The sequence below is a fragment of the uncultured Psychroserpens sp. genome, from assembly GCF_947500255.1.
Taxonomy (GTDB): domain Bacteria; phylum Bacteroidota; class Bacteroidia; order Flavobacteriales; family Flavobacteriaceae; genus Psychroserpens.
In genome coordinates this window covers 1-14,990 of sequence record NZ_CANMRL010000009.1, presented here as the reverse complement: position 1 = coordinate 14,990, position 14,990 = coordinate 1, and the positions used below count along the sequence as shown (strand labels likewise).

The 14,990-nt window shown below is 33.4% G+C and carries 19 protein-coding genes and 1 tRNA gene; 11 read left to right on the top strand and 9 right to left on the bottom strand.

Annotated features, from left to right (window positions below; genetic code table 11):
• The first annotated feature begins 9 nt into the window (after window positions 1-9).
• Both Q0783_RS18075 and Q0783_RS18070 read left to right on the top strand, forming a co-directional pair.
• On the top strand, window positions 10-561 hold the full coding sequence (locus tag Q0783_RS18075) for a YfiT family bacillithiol transferase (RefSeq protein WP_298897497.1): 552 nt from the start codon (window positions 10-12) through the stop codon (window positions 559-561).
• Window positions 554-1,291: a hypothetical protein gene (locus tag Q0783_RS18070; RefSeq protein ID WP_298897495.1), complete on the top strand. Its 738-nt coding sequence runs from the start codon at window positions 554-556 to the stop codon at window positions 1,289-1,291. The genes Q0783_RS18075 and Q0783_RS18070 overlap by 8 nt, the downstream gene beginning before the upstream one ends.
• Before the next feature lie 3 nt (window positions 1,292-1,294).
• Here the strand turns inward: Q0783_RS18070 and Q0783_RS18065 are convergent, their stop codons facing one another.
• Window positions 1,295-1,978, bottom strand: coding sequence for a M15 family metallopeptidase (locus Q0783_RS18065; RefSeq protein WP_298897493.1), 684 nt, complete (start codon window positions 1,976-1,978; stop codon window positions 1,295-1,297).
• Window positions 1,979-2,008: 30 nt separating this feature from the next.
• Between Q0783_RS18065 and Q0783_RS18060 the strand changes: the two genes are divergently transcribed.
• The 9 genes from Q0783_RS18060 to Q0783_RS18020 all read left to right on the top strand — a co-directional run bounded on the left by Q0783_RS18060 (window position 2,009) and on the right by Q0783_RS18020 (window position 8,314).
• On the top strand, window positions 2,009-2,608 hold the full coding sequence (locus tag Q0783_RS18060) for an alpha-ketoglutarate-dependent dioxygenase AlkB (RefSeq protein ID WP_298897491.1): 600 nt from the start codon (window positions 2,009-2,011) through the stop codon (window positions 2,606-2,608).
• A 378-nt stretch (window positions 2,609-2,986) separates the two neighbouring features.
• Window positions 2,987-3,916 (top strand): alpha/beta hydrolase, encoded by a 930-nt coding sequence (locus Q0783_RS18055; RefSeq protein WP_298897489.1) that lies wholly within the window; start codon window positions 2,987-2,989, stop codon window positions 3,914-3,916.
• A gap of 251 nt (window positions 3,917-4,167) precedes the next feature.
• Complete coding sequence (locus tag Q0783_RS18050; RefSeq protein WP_298897487.1) at window positions 4,168-5,028, top strand: SPFH domain-containing protein; 861 nt, start codon at window positions 4,168-4,170, stop codon at window positions 5,026-5,028.
• 1 nt (window position 5,029) lies between these two features.
• Window positions 5,030-5,227, top strand: coding sequence for a hypothetical protein (locus Q0783_RS18045; RefSeq protein ID WP_298897485.1), 198 nt, complete (start codon window positions 5,030-5,032; stop codon window positions 5,225-5,227).
• Between the two features lie 18 nt (window positions 5,228-5,245).
• Window positions 5,246-5,404, top strand: coding sequence for a hypothetical protein (locus Q0783_RS18040; protein WP_230937344.1), 159 nt, complete (start codon window positions 5,246-5,248; stop codon window positions 5,402-5,404).
• Window position 5,405: 1 nt separating this feature from the next.
• Entirely contained in the window at window positions 5,406-5,912 is a 507-nt protein-coding gene (locus Q0783_RS18035) for a DUF1648 domain-containing protein (protein WP_298897484.1), read from the top strand.
• A gap of 73 nt (window positions 5,913-5,985) precedes the next feature.
• Complete coding sequence (locus Q0783_RS18030) at window positions 5,986-6,165, top strand: Arc family DNA binding domain-containing protein (protein WP_230937346.1); 180 nt, start codon at window positions 5,986-5,988, stop codon at window positions 6,163-6,165.
• 63 nt (window positions 6,166-6,228) lie between these two features.
• Window positions 6,229-7,539, top strand: coding sequence for a DUF819 family protein (locus Q0783_RS18025; protein WP_298897482.1), 1,311 nt, complete (start codon window positions 6,229-6,231; stop codon window positions 7,537-7,539).
• 49 nt (window positions 7,540-7,588) lie between these two features.
• Window positions 7,589-8,314, top strand: coding sequence for a DUF4369 domain-containing protein (locus Q0783_RS18020; RefSeq protein ID WP_298761775.1), 726 nt, complete (start codon window positions 7,589-7,591; stop codon window positions 8,312-8,314).
• A gap of 55 nt (window positions 8,315-8,369) precedes the next feature.
• On the opposite strand, the gene Q0783_RS18015 is transcribed toward Q0783_RS18020, so the two are convergent.
• From Q0783_RS18015 to Q0783_RS17980, 8 genes are all read right to left on the bottom strand, one after another.
• A tRNA-Thr gene (locus Q0783_RS18015) sits at window positions 8,370-8,443 on the bottom strand.
• A gap of 59 nt (window positions 8,444-8,502) precedes the next feature.
• Window positions 8,503-8,772 (bottom strand): hypothetical protein, encoded by a 270-nt coding sequence (locus Q0783_RS18010; protein WP_230937349.1) that lies wholly within the window; start codon window positions 8,770-8,772, stop codon window positions 8,503-8,505.
• A gap of 26 nt (window positions 8,773-8,798) precedes the next feature.
• Window positions 8,799-9,770, bottom strand: coding sequence for a type I phosphomannose isomerase catalytic subunit (locus Q0783_RS18005; RefSeq protein ID WP_298897479.1), 972 nt, complete (start codon window positions 9,768-9,770; stop codon window positions 8,799-8,801).
• Window positions 9,767-10,177 (bottom strand): 6-carboxytetrahydropterin synthase, encoded by a 411-nt coding sequence (locus Q0783_RS18000; protein ID WP_298761770.1) that lies wholly within the window; start codon window positions 10,175-10,177, stop codon window positions 9,767-9,769. Before Q0783_RS18000 ends, Q0783_RS18005 begins: the two co-directional genes overlap by 4 nt.
• Entirely contained in the window at window positions 10,177-10,701 is a 525-nt protein-coding gene (gene idi, locus Q0783_RS17995) for an isopentenyl-diphosphate Delta-isomerase (RefSeq protein ID WP_298897477.1), read from the bottom strand. The genes Q0783_RS18000 and idi overlap by 1 nt, the downstream gene beginning before the upstream one ends.
• Before the next feature lie 108 nt (window positions 10,702-10,809).
• Entirely contained in the window at window positions 10,810-12,831 is a 2,022-nt protein-coding gene (locus Q0783_RS17990; protein ID WP_298897475.1) for an OmpA family protein, read from the bottom strand.
• Between the two features lie 12 nt (window positions 12,832-12,843).
• On the bottom strand, window positions 12,844-13,773 hold the full coding sequence (locus Q0783_RS17985) for a type IX secretion system membrane protein PorP/SprF (RefSeq protein ID WP_298897473.1): 930 nt from the start codon (window positions 13,771-13,773) through the stop codon (window positions 12,844-12,846).
• Between the two features lie 32 nt (window positions 13,774-13,805).
• Window positions 13,806-14,990, bottom strand: a 1,185-nt coding sequence (locus Q0783_RS17980) for a gliding motility-associated C-terminal domain-containing protein (protein ID WP_298897471.1), incomplete at its 5' end; no start/stop codon positions are given.

Below are 14,990 nucleotides of genomic sequence, written 5' to 3'. Positions count from 1 at the left end.
AATAATGGCATGATTTCAGAAGAATTATACAAATTACGATTTCCAATTGGTGAATTTACTGCTCCCAAAAATATCTCTTCGGAAATGATATCGGGTTGGATAAATGACATCGAACAATTTCCAAAAGCGATTAATGAAGCAATCAAAGATCTAAATGTAGACCAACTCAAATGGCAATACAGACCAGATGGATGGAACATCAAACAAGTGGTGCATCATTGTGCAGATAGTCATATGAATAGTATCATTAGGTTTAAACTTGCACTAACTGAAGATTCACCAACCATCAGACCTTATTATGAAGATCGCTGGGCAAATTTGATTGATAGCAATGATGATAGTTTAGATGATACACTAAGTTTACTCAAAGGACTACACGCCAAACTGAGTAAGCTACTTCGCAATATTTCAGAGGAAGAGTTATCTAGAGAGTTTGTACATCCAGAACATGGAAAACGGTTTAGATTAGACGAAACCATTGGTACATATGCATGGCATAGTAATCATCACTTGGCACATGTTAAACAAGCTATTAAATATAAAGGCAAGTTCAATGATTAGAATAACCATACTATTACTATTAGTTTTTTCATACACATTAAATGCACAAAATAATGAGTTTGATGACACTTTTATCTCTGAAAACTTTAAACTTTTAAATTCGGTTGATTCTGAATTGGCAATTGCTATATCTCCAATTATTGAGAAACGCTTAGTATTTGATCTTAAAGATTCAAGTAGCTTTTACAGTCCTTTGACAAAATTATCAAAATACGTGACTATAAAAACATCAGAAGATAGTTTGATAAAAACCTATAGTTGGGATAGAATAAATGGCGGAAGCTGGCATGATATGGCCTCATATGCCCAGTTTAAAACTAGTTCTGGACAAATTAAATATTTGAAATTAGATTCTGGAGATGAACATATGACTGGTGAACCAACATCGGTTATAATTTATGGCGTTTATCAAATCAAAGCCAAAAACGAATCGTTTTATTTATTACTAGGTTGGGGAACTTATGGTGGAGGACAACATCATTCATTAGCTAGGGTTTATAGATTTAAAGACAATACTTTAGAATTATGTGATTCTATGTTTGGTGGACAAAAACATTTACCCGTCTACGCAAATCGCGTCGATAAAATCAATCTTAAATACAATCCAAAATCTAAAGAACTCTCACATTTTTATTATGAATTTGATCCAGACAATGGATTTCATAAAAGAGAGCAGCAAAAAGTTACTTGGGTATTCAAGAATGGAACATTTCAAAAAAGACAAAAGTAAGGTCTACTCTACTTCAAAATCAAAATAAGTCTTGGGAAAAGGTTCCCAACGCAATGTGAAATGCCACCACTCTTTGGGATAATTTCTAAAATTATGTTTTAACATCACTTGTTGTAACATCTGCCTGTTATTCTTTTGTTCTTTGGTTAGATCTGGGTGCTCAACCCAAGATTCTTTTCCGAAGAAATCATACGGACTTCCCATATCTAATGGCTCGTTGGTATTACCATCGATAATTGTCAAATCTATAGTACTTCCTCGACTATGACCAGAGCGTGTTGCAATATACTCCTCTTTAAACAAATGTCGTTTTTCAACATCTGGATAAAACTGTTGTTTGTTAATCGTATCGTTTAAATCTTTAGCCCAACGCATAAAGTGGTTTACTGCGCGCTGAGGACGATACCCATCATAGACACGCAAACATAAATTTTGCTCTTGTAACTCATCTTGCACTTTTTTTAGAGCTTCGGCAGACTGTTTTGTTAAAATCAAAGTATTGGCCTTATAGCCTACAATAGTATCTCCAACAAAATTATTATTAGAAAAATAGCGTAGCTCCACATCAATATCTGGAATGATATCTTTAACATGTATAAACCCTTCAGGTAGCCCATTTTTTTCTTGTGCTGTAAACCCAAACACAATAGCTACAGCTATGATAATTAATATTTTGTGAATCTTCATGATATAGCTAATTTAGATAAAAATTAAGTGATGGACTTATTTTCCGAAGAAAAAACGATAATTAAACGACCAAATGCAGAACTCATTTACATTGAGGGTTTTTATAACTCGGATATTGCTAATCGTTATTTTGAAGTTTTAAAAAATACAATTAAATGGCAGCAAGACAGCATCACAATATTTGGAAAAACCCATCAACAGCCAAGATTAACAGCTCTATATGCTAATAACCACAGCACCTACTCCTACTCTGGGATTACCATGAAACCTCATCAGTTCTCTTCGGAACTATCAGAAATAAAGGCAGATATAGAACAAGAAATCAAACATCAATTTACAACTGTTCTTCTCAATTTATATCGCAATGGTAATGATAGTAATGGTTGGCATGCAGATAATGAAAAAGAGCTTGGTAAAAACCCAATAATAGCTTCGGTGAGTTTTGGGGAAATGAGACCCTTTCATTTTAAACATCGATATATAAAAGAAGAACGACATAAACTCAATTTACATCATGGAAGTTTATTGGTTATGAAAGGAGAAATGCAACATTTTTGGCTACATCAAATCGCTAAAACCAAAAAGACCATTGGTGAACGGATTAACTTGACCTTTAGAAGCATTATTTAAGTTCAACCATATAAAACGAAAAAACCAAGGTCCCTCAACCTTGGTTTTCCTAATTTGCTTTTTAAATATGTGGTAGATTTAGGGTCACTAAGCCATCACATATGCAAATATTAATTAATTAATCCATTGAACTAAAAACTAAATTTTAGTACACTTCAAATATAGAACTCTATTTCATTATACAAGTTAAAATACACAATTAATCGATGAAATACACTTAATTTTAACATTATAAGATGAAATATTGCATTTCATCGATGAAATGCAATATCGTCAAATAAAAAAAACTCATTATAAAGTCATAAAATCACATAATTTTCGTTTTAATTTTTAGTTAACTTTGGTACATCAATTATTAGGTGTTATAAAAAAACGACTATGAAATATTATATGAGTGTTCTCCTCTTTTGTTTAGGTACAATAATCTATGCCCAAGATTCTAAGTTTACATCACAAGAGGTTTCTGTAAATGAATTAATAGATGGTACTTTATTAGTACCAAAAGGCAATGAAAAACCTAAACTTGCCATTATTATTGCTGGTTCTGGGCCAACAGATAGAAATGGAAATCAAAATTTTTCGAATAACAATTCATTAAAAAAACTTGCAGAATCACTTTCTAATAGAGGTATTGCCACCTACAGATATGATAAACGTATTGTTAAACAAATTCTTAAAAAGAAAATAGACCCTAACATAACATTTGATGATTTTGTGACTGATGCCATTTCGGTTATTGATTACTTCAAAAATGAAGGTAAGTATTCAAGTATTTATGTTATTGGACATAGTCAAGGAAGCCTTGTTGGTATGTTGGCCGCTAAAGGGAAAGCAAATGGTTTTGTTTCATTAGCTGGTGCAGGACAATCTATAGACGATGTTATTACCGAACAAATTGCCGCAATGGATCCGTCATTAGTTGAAGGCACTAAAAAAGCATTTGACAGTTTAAAGGAAGGAAAATTAACTACAGAATATCCTCAGGCATTAGGATCAATTTTTAGAGCAGACGTTCAACCGTTTATCATGAATTGGATGCAATACAAACCACAAGAGATCATTAAAACTTTAGACATTCCTATACTTATAATCAATGGTACAAAGGATCTTCAGGTATCTGTAGATGAAGCAAAACTTCTAAAGCAAGGTTCTAATAAAGCAGAAATTGAAATCATTGATAATATGAACCATGTATTGTTTATTATTGCTGGTGATAAATTGGAAAACTCGAAATCTTACAATGAATCTTTTAGAAAAATTTCCGAAGATCTTATTATAAAAGTATCTGACTTTATTCTCAAAAAATAAACAACAGCATCTTATTAAAAGTTAAAAACGCATCTCAAAGTTCGAGATGCGTTTTTATTAACTAACCAACCAAATGATAAATGTTACTCCGTTATGTGAGGTAATCACTCCTCGTCTAACATCTTCATAAGCATTTACATTTTATATAAAGCAAATGGCGTGCCAAACTCAATTTGCAAATTAAAAATCTTTGATGTAAATTTGATATCAAAATAATATCATATTGAATTATTTAATTAAAACCTAATCAAATGAAAGAAGAAAAAATAATAGTTCCAGCAAACGGTTATCTTATGCTATTCATATTCCTTATACTATTCTTTGGACCAATAGCTTCAGCCATTATTACTGAAAGTGGTGAGTTTTTACTATTGCTTCCTATAGCAATTATTATTGCCCCTGGATTTATTATGGTACAACCTAATGGCTCGCGTGTATTATTACTATTTGGAAAATACATAGGTACTGTGAAGAAGAATGGCTTTTACTGGGTAAATCCATTTTATACTAAAAAGAAAATATCATTAAGGGCTCGAAATTTTGATAGCGAGCGATTAAAAGTAAACGACAAGCTGGGTAACCCTGTAATGATAAGCACTATTTTAGTATGGCGTGTTCAAAACACTTATAAAGCAGCTTTTGATGTCGATATCTACGAAAACTTTGTTCGTGTACAAACCGATGCTGCAGTACGTAAGCTAGCGAGTATGTATCCATATGACAATTTCGCAGATGAAGGGCACGATGAAGACATTACGTTACGCTCTAGTGTTAATGAAGTAAGTAACGCTTTAGAGAAAGAAATAGAAGAACGCTTGGCTATTGCTGGAATTGAAGTTTTAGAAGCACGTATTGGTTATTTAGCCTATGCACAAGAGATTGCTAATGCTATGCTAAAACGTCAGCAAGCAACAGCAATTGTAGCTGCTAGACATAAAATTGTTGAAGGTGCTGTAAGCATGGTAGAAATGGCTTTAGAAGAACTTGGTAAGAAACAAATTGTCGATTTAGATGAAGAACGCAAAGCTGCTATGGTAAGTAATTTAATGGTCATCCTTTGTGGCGACAAAGATGCCTCACCTGTTTTAAATACTGGAACATTAAACCACTAAAATGAACAAGAATCAAATTTATAGCATTGCTATTGGAAGCGCATTAGGAAGCAGCATTGGAACTACGATAGGAGCCGTTATTGGTGATGTGGCAATGGGAGTTGTTTACGGCGCTCTCATAGGGACTATTATTGGAGTTATATTAGCACTTGTGATTTTTAAAGGTGAGAATGACCCATCAGATAATGACCCACTTTAAACCCGTAAAACAAAACAGATGAAAGAATATAAAGTTGTTGTACCAAAACTCGGATTTAGAAATAGAACTAAACATTTTGAAGACTTGCTTAATCAATATTCAAGAGAGGGATGGGTAGTTAACCATATCACGCAAGGTTGGACAAGCGTAGTTTTTGAGCGAGATAAAAACAGATAAAATGAGTAATAATAGACCAAGAATAAAAGTGCCTTATGAACCCTTAGACATAGCTGTTGATTTGACATCTGTGACCCTATTGCTATTGATGATCGTATATACCATTATGTCTTATTCTGAATTACCAGACATCATCCCTTCACATCTTAATGTGAAAGGAGAAGTTGATGGTCACAGTGAAAAAAGCTTTTTATGGGTTTTACCTGGACTGGGTCTTATCATGTTTTTAGGATTGTCATATTTAAATAAGTTTCCACATATTCATAATTACATGGTGAATATCACAGAAGAAAATGCCCTCAAGAACTATCGCTTTAGTACTCGAATATTAAGGTTTACTAATTTGTTTGTTGTTCTCGTTTTTGCATGTATAGCTTATTTCACAATTCAAACAGCTAAAGGGCATGCCACTAGTATTGGTACTTGGTTTGTTCCAACTATTATAGGTCTTAGTATTATTTTACCCATTTTGGTTTTAATCTATAGTCGAAAAATTAATAAGTCATGATTATCAAAATAGTATTTTTGCTTTTAATACTTATATTAAGTTTCATAAAAGCTCTATTTATAACACAATAAAAATGGCAAAGAAAAAAGCATTTGCATTGCGAATAAACGAAGATATGCTCAAAGCGATCGAAAAATGGGCTTCTGATGAATTTAGAAGTACTAATGGCCAGATCGAATGGATGCTTATGCAATACCTTAAAGAACAAAACAGGCAACCCAAGCCAAAAAAGACCGATGAAAGCGACACTTAAAAACGTCGCTTTTTTTATGCGCTTTTATTTTGGTATTTTGCGAACTATAAAGACAACTACAATATGGACAATACACCTTTATTTACTGATGATACTATCGTTTTTGGACTTCTAATGCTCTCATTAGGGTTTGTATTCCTAACAGAATCTATAAAGACTGGCTTTTGGCCCAAGTTTTATAAAATAGTTCCTGGATTATTTATGGCTTATATGATTCCAGCAGTATTAACTACAGTTGGTCTTATATCTTCAGAATGGACAACAGTCTCTGATAGTGGAGAAGTAACAGAGCATAGTTCAAATTTGTATTATGTATCCAGTAGATATTTATTACCAGCAGCATTAGTTTTAATGACTTTAAGTATCGATTTAAAAGCCGTTTTTAATCTAGGTTGGAAAGCCTTGGTGATGTTTTTTACTGGAACTTTAGGAATTGTTATTGGTGGACCAATTGCTATTCTATTAATTGCAGCTGTCTCACCAGAAACTGTTGGTGGTGTTGGCCCAGATGCTGTTTGGAGAGGTCTTTCAACACTTGCTGGAAGCTGGATTGGTGGTGGCGCAAATCAAACTGCCATGTTAGAGATCTATGGGTATAATCAAAAACTTTATGGTGGAATGGTATTTGTCGATATCGTAGTTGCCAACATATGGATGGCTATCATATTGATTGGTATTGGAAAACGAAACAGAATTAATAAATGGTTAAAAGCTGATACATCGTCTATTGAAGAGCTTAAAGAAAAAGTATCTACATTCTCAGAAAAAGTAAAACGTAATCCGTCACTTACAGACATAATGATTATAGGAGCTATTGCGTTTGGAACAGTAAGTATTGCTCATTTATGTTCTAACTTTCTAGCGCCATTTTTTGACAACTTGGTGGCTGGCATAGAATCTCAAACTACTCGAAATATATTTACGTTCTTAGGATCAAAATTCTTTTGGATGATAAGTATAGCAACTCTTATCGCCATACTACTATCCTTTACAAAAGCTAAAAACTATGAAGGTGCAGGCGCTAGTAAATTTGGTAGTGTTTTTATCTATATCCTTGTTGCAAGTATTGGAATGAAAATGGATTTGACACTCATATTTGATAACTTGGGTCTCATAGCCATTGGTGTTGTTTGGATGACCATACATGCTCTTTTACTTATTGGAATAGCAAAACTTATCAAAGCACCATACTTCTTCTTAGCTGTTGGTAGTCAAGCAAATGTTGGTGGAGCTGCCTCTGCTCCTATTGTTGCATCTGCTTTTCACCCATCGTTAGCTACAGTTGGAGTGCTTCTTGCTGTCTTTGGTTATGCCATTGGAACTATAGCAGCTATTGGCTGTACAATTTTAATGGAATTAGCTGCTGTAAGTTAGTTTTTAATTATTTTTTATAAGATATTTGCGCACTCAAAATCAAAATTAAATGAAGCAATTTATTGTTGTATTACTAGCACTTTTATTGGTTTCCTGCGGAAAGGAAGAGCAACATGATTTCACACTTAATGGTCATGTTAAAGGTCTAAAAAAAGGAACCGTTTATTTACAGAAACAACAGGATACCATTATGGTGACTTTAGATTCTGTTGCTGTTAATGGTGATTCTAATTTTGTGCTTCATTCGAAACTACAAGAACCTGAGATTTTATTTTTAAAGCTGGATAAAAATGACAACGAAGAAGGCACTATTGCTTTTTTTGCAGATAAAGGAATTACTGAAATTAACTCTACACTTAAGAATTTTAATATTGACGCTACAGTAAAAGGATCGAAACAGCAAGCTGTTTTAGATAAATATCTAGACATGATGTCTAAGTTTAATGATAAAAATTTAGATATGATTAAGGAGAGTCTTGAGTCTCAAAAAGCAAAAGATACTAGTAAAGTTGAATCTTTAAAAACAGACTTTGACAACCTTTTAAAAAGTAAGTATCGCTACACAATTAATTTCGCCGTAAGTCATCCAGACAGTGAAGTTTCTCCTTATTTAGCTATAAGTGAAGTTCCAAATACAAGTATTAGTTATTTACAGCAAATTTACGATACACTTACGACTAATGTGAAAGCATCAAAATATGGTAAACAATTAGACGCGTTTATTAAAGAACGAAAAGCAGAAAAAGAAAAGCAAGATAAGAACAGCCAAGACTAGTTTTTATCTCATATGAATAAAAAAATCCCAAACATTACGTTTGGGATTTTTTTTGAGCCAATGGAGGGACTCGAACCCACGACCTGCTGATTACAAATCAGCTGCTCTAGCCAGCTGAGCTACATCGGCTTTTAAGAGGTGCAAATATAGTGTTGATATCTAAATTTGCAAATACACTCTCAAAAAAATTATCCTAATTTATTTAATTTATCGATCAAAGCTCTACCTTTTTCTTCGAGCTCATTATTGATCGCTTTAAAGTGTGCTTTTTTATTCTCAACACTTTTATCATTTACTTTTGCGATTAAGACGTCAAAAGTTTCGATTGCCTCATCAATAATCGCCTCACTCTTCTTTGTGTCTTTATCTGTGTTGCTATATTCCCAAACATAAACTGCTTCTATAATGTCTCCTAGAACAAAGTTAATGTCTTTTTTAAGGTCTCTAATATTTGCCATAATTACTTAATTTGTTTGCTACAAAATTAAACATAAACTTCCAATAGTTTCGCATTGTCAGATGTTATTTTATAGGTTTTTATTGCTGCGGGAAGTAGTATCGTTTCCCCTTGTTTTATAAATTCTGAAGCGTATTCGGTTTCTATGATTGCTTCACCTTCAACACACATGTATATAAAGAAGGAATCTTTGGTATTTAACTTCAAAATAGACTCAGTGACATGAAGTATACTTGTTGTAAAGTAATCACAACTCACCATTTCATTTGATATATTCTTTTCATTTGAATAATCTACTCTAAAATCGTCTTTCATTTCAAAATTAAACGCATCAATCGCTAAATCGTTATGCAGTTCTCTTTCGTTACCTTGATCATCCACACGATCCCAATCGTAAACTCTGTACGTGATATCACTTGTTTGTTGGATTTCGGCTAATAACACACCTGCACCAATGGCATGAACACGGCCAACTTCGATGAAGTAGGTATCTCCTGCTTTTACCTTATCGAAATTTAAAATTTGAGTAAGTGTTTTATCCTCAAGATGCTTCAGGTATTTTTCGGACGTCATTTCTTGATTAAAGCCAACAATTAAATTAGCATCGTCATCTGCTTGCATCACGTACCACATCTCCGTTTTTCCAAATGAATTATGGCGTTTTGCTGCAAGTTCATCATTAGGGTGCAATTGAATAGATAAATCCTCTTTAGCGTCAATAAATTTAATTAATAACGGAAATTTGTTTCCAAAGATTTTATAATTCTTTTCTCCTAATATATCTGCTTTGTAATCTTCAAGAAGTTTTTTTAAAGACTGTCCTTTTAAATCGCCATTTACAACGACTGAAGTATCTCCTTCAACATCACTAATTTCCCAACTTTCACCTACATTGGGTAAACTTGATGCTTTATTGAGTAGCGTCGCTAACTTTTGACCTCCCCAAATCTTATCTTTTAAAATGGGTTGAAACTTAATAGGATATAGTGATTTTTTCATTCTCCAGAATAGGTTACAAAATTACGAGGCGTTTCATATAATGTAATCTCTAAATCAAAATCAGTCTTAAGTTTGGGTTTGATCTTATCATAAATGACAACGACAATATTTTCGGCAGTAGGATTTAAATCTTTGAATTCTGGAACTTCTACATTCAGGTTTTTATGATCAAATGCATCTTCAATTTCAGATTTAATGATATCTTTTAATACTTTCATATCGATCACATATCCTGTTTCTGGATCTATTTCACCTGTAACACTAACAATCAATTCATAGTTGTGACCATGAAAGTTTGGATTATTACATTTTCCAAAGATCTCATCATTTTTCTCAAAACTCCAATCCTTACGATACAAGCGATGAGCTGCATTAAAATGTGCTTTTCTACTTACTGTTACTCGCATTACTTTGAAATATTAATGTGTTCGTAAAATTTATCAAAAATAATTTTAAACCACTCAGTATATTGATCTGGATTGAGTTCTATATCAACTTTAACGGCTTCTAAAGGTATCCATTTCCAAGCTTCAACTTCTTCACTGTTAATTATCGGTTCATCATTATAATGGCCTACCATCACATGATCGAGTTCATGTTCTGTTAATCCATTATCAAAAGAGGCTTTGTATATAAATGAAATCGTTTCTTTTAAATCTACAACAAACCCCATTTCTTCCATTAAACGACGTTTTCCTGCTTCAATATTAGTTTCACCTACACGCTGATGACTACAACAGGTATTGGTCCACAATAAAGGGGAATGGTATTTATGTTTTGCACGTTGCTGTAACATCAGTTCATTATCATCATTAAAGATAAATACTGAAAATGCACGATGCAATACTGCTTTTTCATGAGCTTCTAACTTTGGCATTGTACCAATTTGCTCATCATTTTCGTTTACAAGAATTACGTGTTCTTCTGCCATAGCGAACAAAAATAACAACTAAATGTTAAAAAAAATACTAGAAACAAAAAAGCTGCCTTAAAAAAGACAGCTTTTAACTTTTATTTAATAGATAATGTAATATCTAAATTAATTTTCTGGACACTTTTGACCATTAATACTAGTCACAATAAATTCACTTCTTCTATTAAGCTGATGTTCAGCTTCACTACATGACGAATTATTTGTTGGTTCACAACCACAATCGTTAACTAATCGTGATTCTCCATAACCTTTAGCTGTTAAACGCTCTGCTGCCACACCTTTATCAATTAAGTATTGACGTGTAGATTGTGCTCTATTATCAGATAATCTTTCATTGTAAGATGCAGGGCCTCTACAATCAGTATGACTTCTAACATCAATTGTTATGGTTGGGTATTTATTCATTACAGCCAATACTTTTTGCAACTCTACTTCTGCATCGTATCTAATATCATACTTATCAAAATCGAAGTAAATAATAGGAATATCTAAAATCTTAGCTAGATCTGCACAAGGCTCTAGCGCAACTACATCTTTTTCGAGTAATAATTCAATTTCTAATTTTTGTTTTTTCTTAGGAGTTGTAAAACGTTTTTCGTCTGAAGCATAGGTCTCTTTTTCTCCTCTTACCAAAAACTCCATTTCACAAGCTAATCCTTCAAATTTATATGAACCATCGTTTCCAACAGTCATTTGCTGCAATTGATTTCCTTCTCCATCAAATAAGGTAACAACAGCACCAGAGAGTAATTCCATAGTTTCTTTATCCTTAACAGTACCTTCAAGTACTTGTTCACATTCAGGAATAGTGAAACTATAAATATCATCATCTCCTTTACCTCCATCTCTATTAGATGTAAAGAATCCTTCTTTAGTTCCTAAGTTTTCGTAGTAACCAAAATCATCCATAGGACTATTAATTGGTCTACCAACATTTTCCAGTGACATTGGCTGATTTAAAGCACGTTTGTTTTCAAAATCTCTAATAACAAAAACATCCAATCCGCCTAAGCCACTAAACCCATTAGAAGATAAGTATAGGTCACCTTCTGAGTTTATAAAAGGAAAGGTTTCATGTCCTTCAGTATTTACTGAAGCTCCGAGGTTAACTGGATCTCCTAAAGAACCATCTTCATTGATATCTACTTCAAAAATATCAGACTTACCTAGCGTTCCATTCATATCTGATGCAAAGTACATTTTTGTTCCTTGTACATTAACAGTAGGATGAGCGACACTGTACTCATCACTATTAAAATGAACAGGTTCAATATCATCCCAATTGCCATTATCATTTAAAGTCGCTTTGAAGAGCTTCAATCTGTTAGTTCCATCTTCACTATTTCTATATTTCTTATTGTAATAATTATTACGTGTAAAATACATGACTTGATCATCTGGTGTGAATGCAACAGTAGATTCATGATACTTCGTATTAATACCACTATCTAATTTTGCTACATCATCGTAAGAACCATCATCTTGTTTGTTAGCTGAAAACAAATCAAGATAAGGTTGCTCATTCCATTTGTATTTTTTTCCTCCTCCACGAGAAGATGCAAATATCAATTGATCTTTATATTGTGTAGAACCAAAGTCTGAAACTTCAGAATTAATATCCAGATTATAAACTTCAAATTCTCTACTTGCTTCGTCGATCATAGATAAATAATCAACGGTAGAAGAAAATGCCCTTCCTCTTAGATCGCTTCTATCTTCAGCAGCGAACTTTTTCATCCACTTATCAGACTCGTCATAATTTTCAATAGACTTTAATGATTGTGCGTACCTGAAATAGTATTCAGGGTCTATACCATCAACATCCATTTTCATGAGTTCTCCATACCATTTAGCAGCGTCTTTCATTTGATTGTTGAAATAGAAAGAATTAGCCAATTTCTGCAATAAATCAACAGAAGTAAAGCCGTTTTCAGCAACTTCTAAAAGAATCTCACTTGTCTTTAAATAGGCCAAGTTATCATATTCTTTAGACGCTTGTCTAATTTTTCCTCTTTGCGAGTATCCCATCGAAAAAACTAAACTAAAAGCTAGGATACATATAATTTTATGTGTTTTACTCACGCCAATCTTATTGGCTATTTTGAGTTCGTGATTTAAAAAATTCATAATCATTATTTTTTAGAAGAATCTCGGTGATAATATTCTACCTACTTTCTGTAATTCAAAACGTAGCATGATCTCGTGTGAACCGCTATTATAGTTATTTAAGTTAGTGGTCGTTGCATCATAAGCATAACCTATATACAACCCATCAGTTACCTGGAAACCAGCTAAACCACTTACCGAATCATCCCATCTCCAAGCCAAGCCTAAAGTCAGTTTATTTTTAAATAAAAAGTTAGCTGAAAGATCTGCTATAAGTGGCGCTCCAGAAACTGCTTTTACAAGTGCAGCAGGTTTCAGTTTAGTATTTTCACTTAGATCAAACACATAACCAGCAATTAAGTAGTAGTTCATTCGTTCTTTAGCAACCGACTCTTGAAAATCGTCATAATGCTCGGTTGTTAAGAAGTTAGGTACAGATAAACCTACGTACCATTTTCTATTATGTAAATAAACACCTGCTCCAATTGTTGGTGAAAACCGACTAATATTTTGATTAAAAACAACATCTGGGTTTTGGAATTGACCTCTACTCCAATCAGTATCTAATAGATGTGCTCCTGCTTTCGCTCCAAATGATAATTTGGTTAGTGATTCATTTAATCGAATAGTATATGAAAAATTTGCATCTATATAGGTTTCATTTGCTGGACCTAATGCATCATTAACTATTGATAATCCCAAACCAATCTTATCATTTCTAAGTGGCGCATGGATACCTAAAGTTTGTGTTTGTGGCGCTCCATCTATGCCAACCCATTGTGTTCGATGCAAACCAGTAATACTTAATACTTCTCGCTGTCCAGCATATGCAGGATTCACACTCATTGTATTGTACATATATTGTGTATACTGCGGGTCTTGCTGCGCAAAACTAGTATTAATGGTCAGCGTACAAAACACTAACAGTATTAATCCTTTTACTAATGATGATTTTTGTATCATTTTAATATCGTTTTTAATCTTGCCTTTATTAATTATCTGTTTATGTATAACCATCCTACTCTAGGTTCAGAACCATTTCCTAAATCAATGACATAATAATATGTACCAACTGGTAACTGATCTCCTTGACTTAAAACAGCTCTTCCGTTGGAAGTTCCGTTCCAATCATTTCTATAGCCTTTGGTTTCATAAACAATATTTCCCCATCTGTTATAAATCTCCAAAGTATTATTTGGGAATGTTTCTATACAGTCGATGACAAAGAATTCATTAACGCCATCTCCATTTGGTGAGAATTCATTGTAAATTGTTAAACATATTGGTTCTACTCCTACAGAATCACTGTTGTTATTTTCATTTTGGTCATCTCCACCAGTAAATTGAGTAATGGTAGCTGTATTTAAGTAGTCACCAAATCCTAAAACTTCAACCGTTATTTGAAGTACTTCAACTTGACCTGGATCTAATTGACCTACTGTCCATTCTCCATCTACCTCAGAATATGTTCCAGCAGTTGTTATAGCCGAAACAAATGTATATCCACTTGGTAAAATATCTTCAACTACAACACCTGTTGCAGTTACAAACCCTTCATTAGCTACTGTAATTGTAAAGGTCACTTCATCTCCAATGATAGGCTCTAAAACATCAAGTTCTTTAGTAACCGACAATTCAAAATCTGAATCAGTCATTGTTTCTGTTGGATCGTCTTCTGTATTTCCATCTGTATCATCTCCATCATCACTAGTATCAGTTGTAGTAGTTCCATCTGGATCAGTTCCATCTGCGACAACACTATTAACTAAACCTCCAGCGTCAACATCATCTTGAGTAATTGTATACGTTGCAGTATATGTAGCTGTTTCACCAACTAATAAATCACCTTCTGCACTTCCTAAATCTGAATTTACAAACGTTGGTCCAGAATCAAGAGTTAAGACAATACCGTTAGCATCTGTGAATGTATCTACAATTACTACATTATCTAATGTCACATTTCCATCATTAGTCACTGTGATGGTATAAGTAATAACGTCTCCAACACCTACAACACCATCTCCATTATCTAGGATATCTGCAACTTTAACAACATCTAACGATGCTGTCTGCGGAAGGTCTGTATCGGTTGGATCATCTGGATCACCATCACCATTGTTATCCGTATCAGTTGGATCGGTTGGATCATCACTATCATCAGTAACTCCTCCTCCTAATGG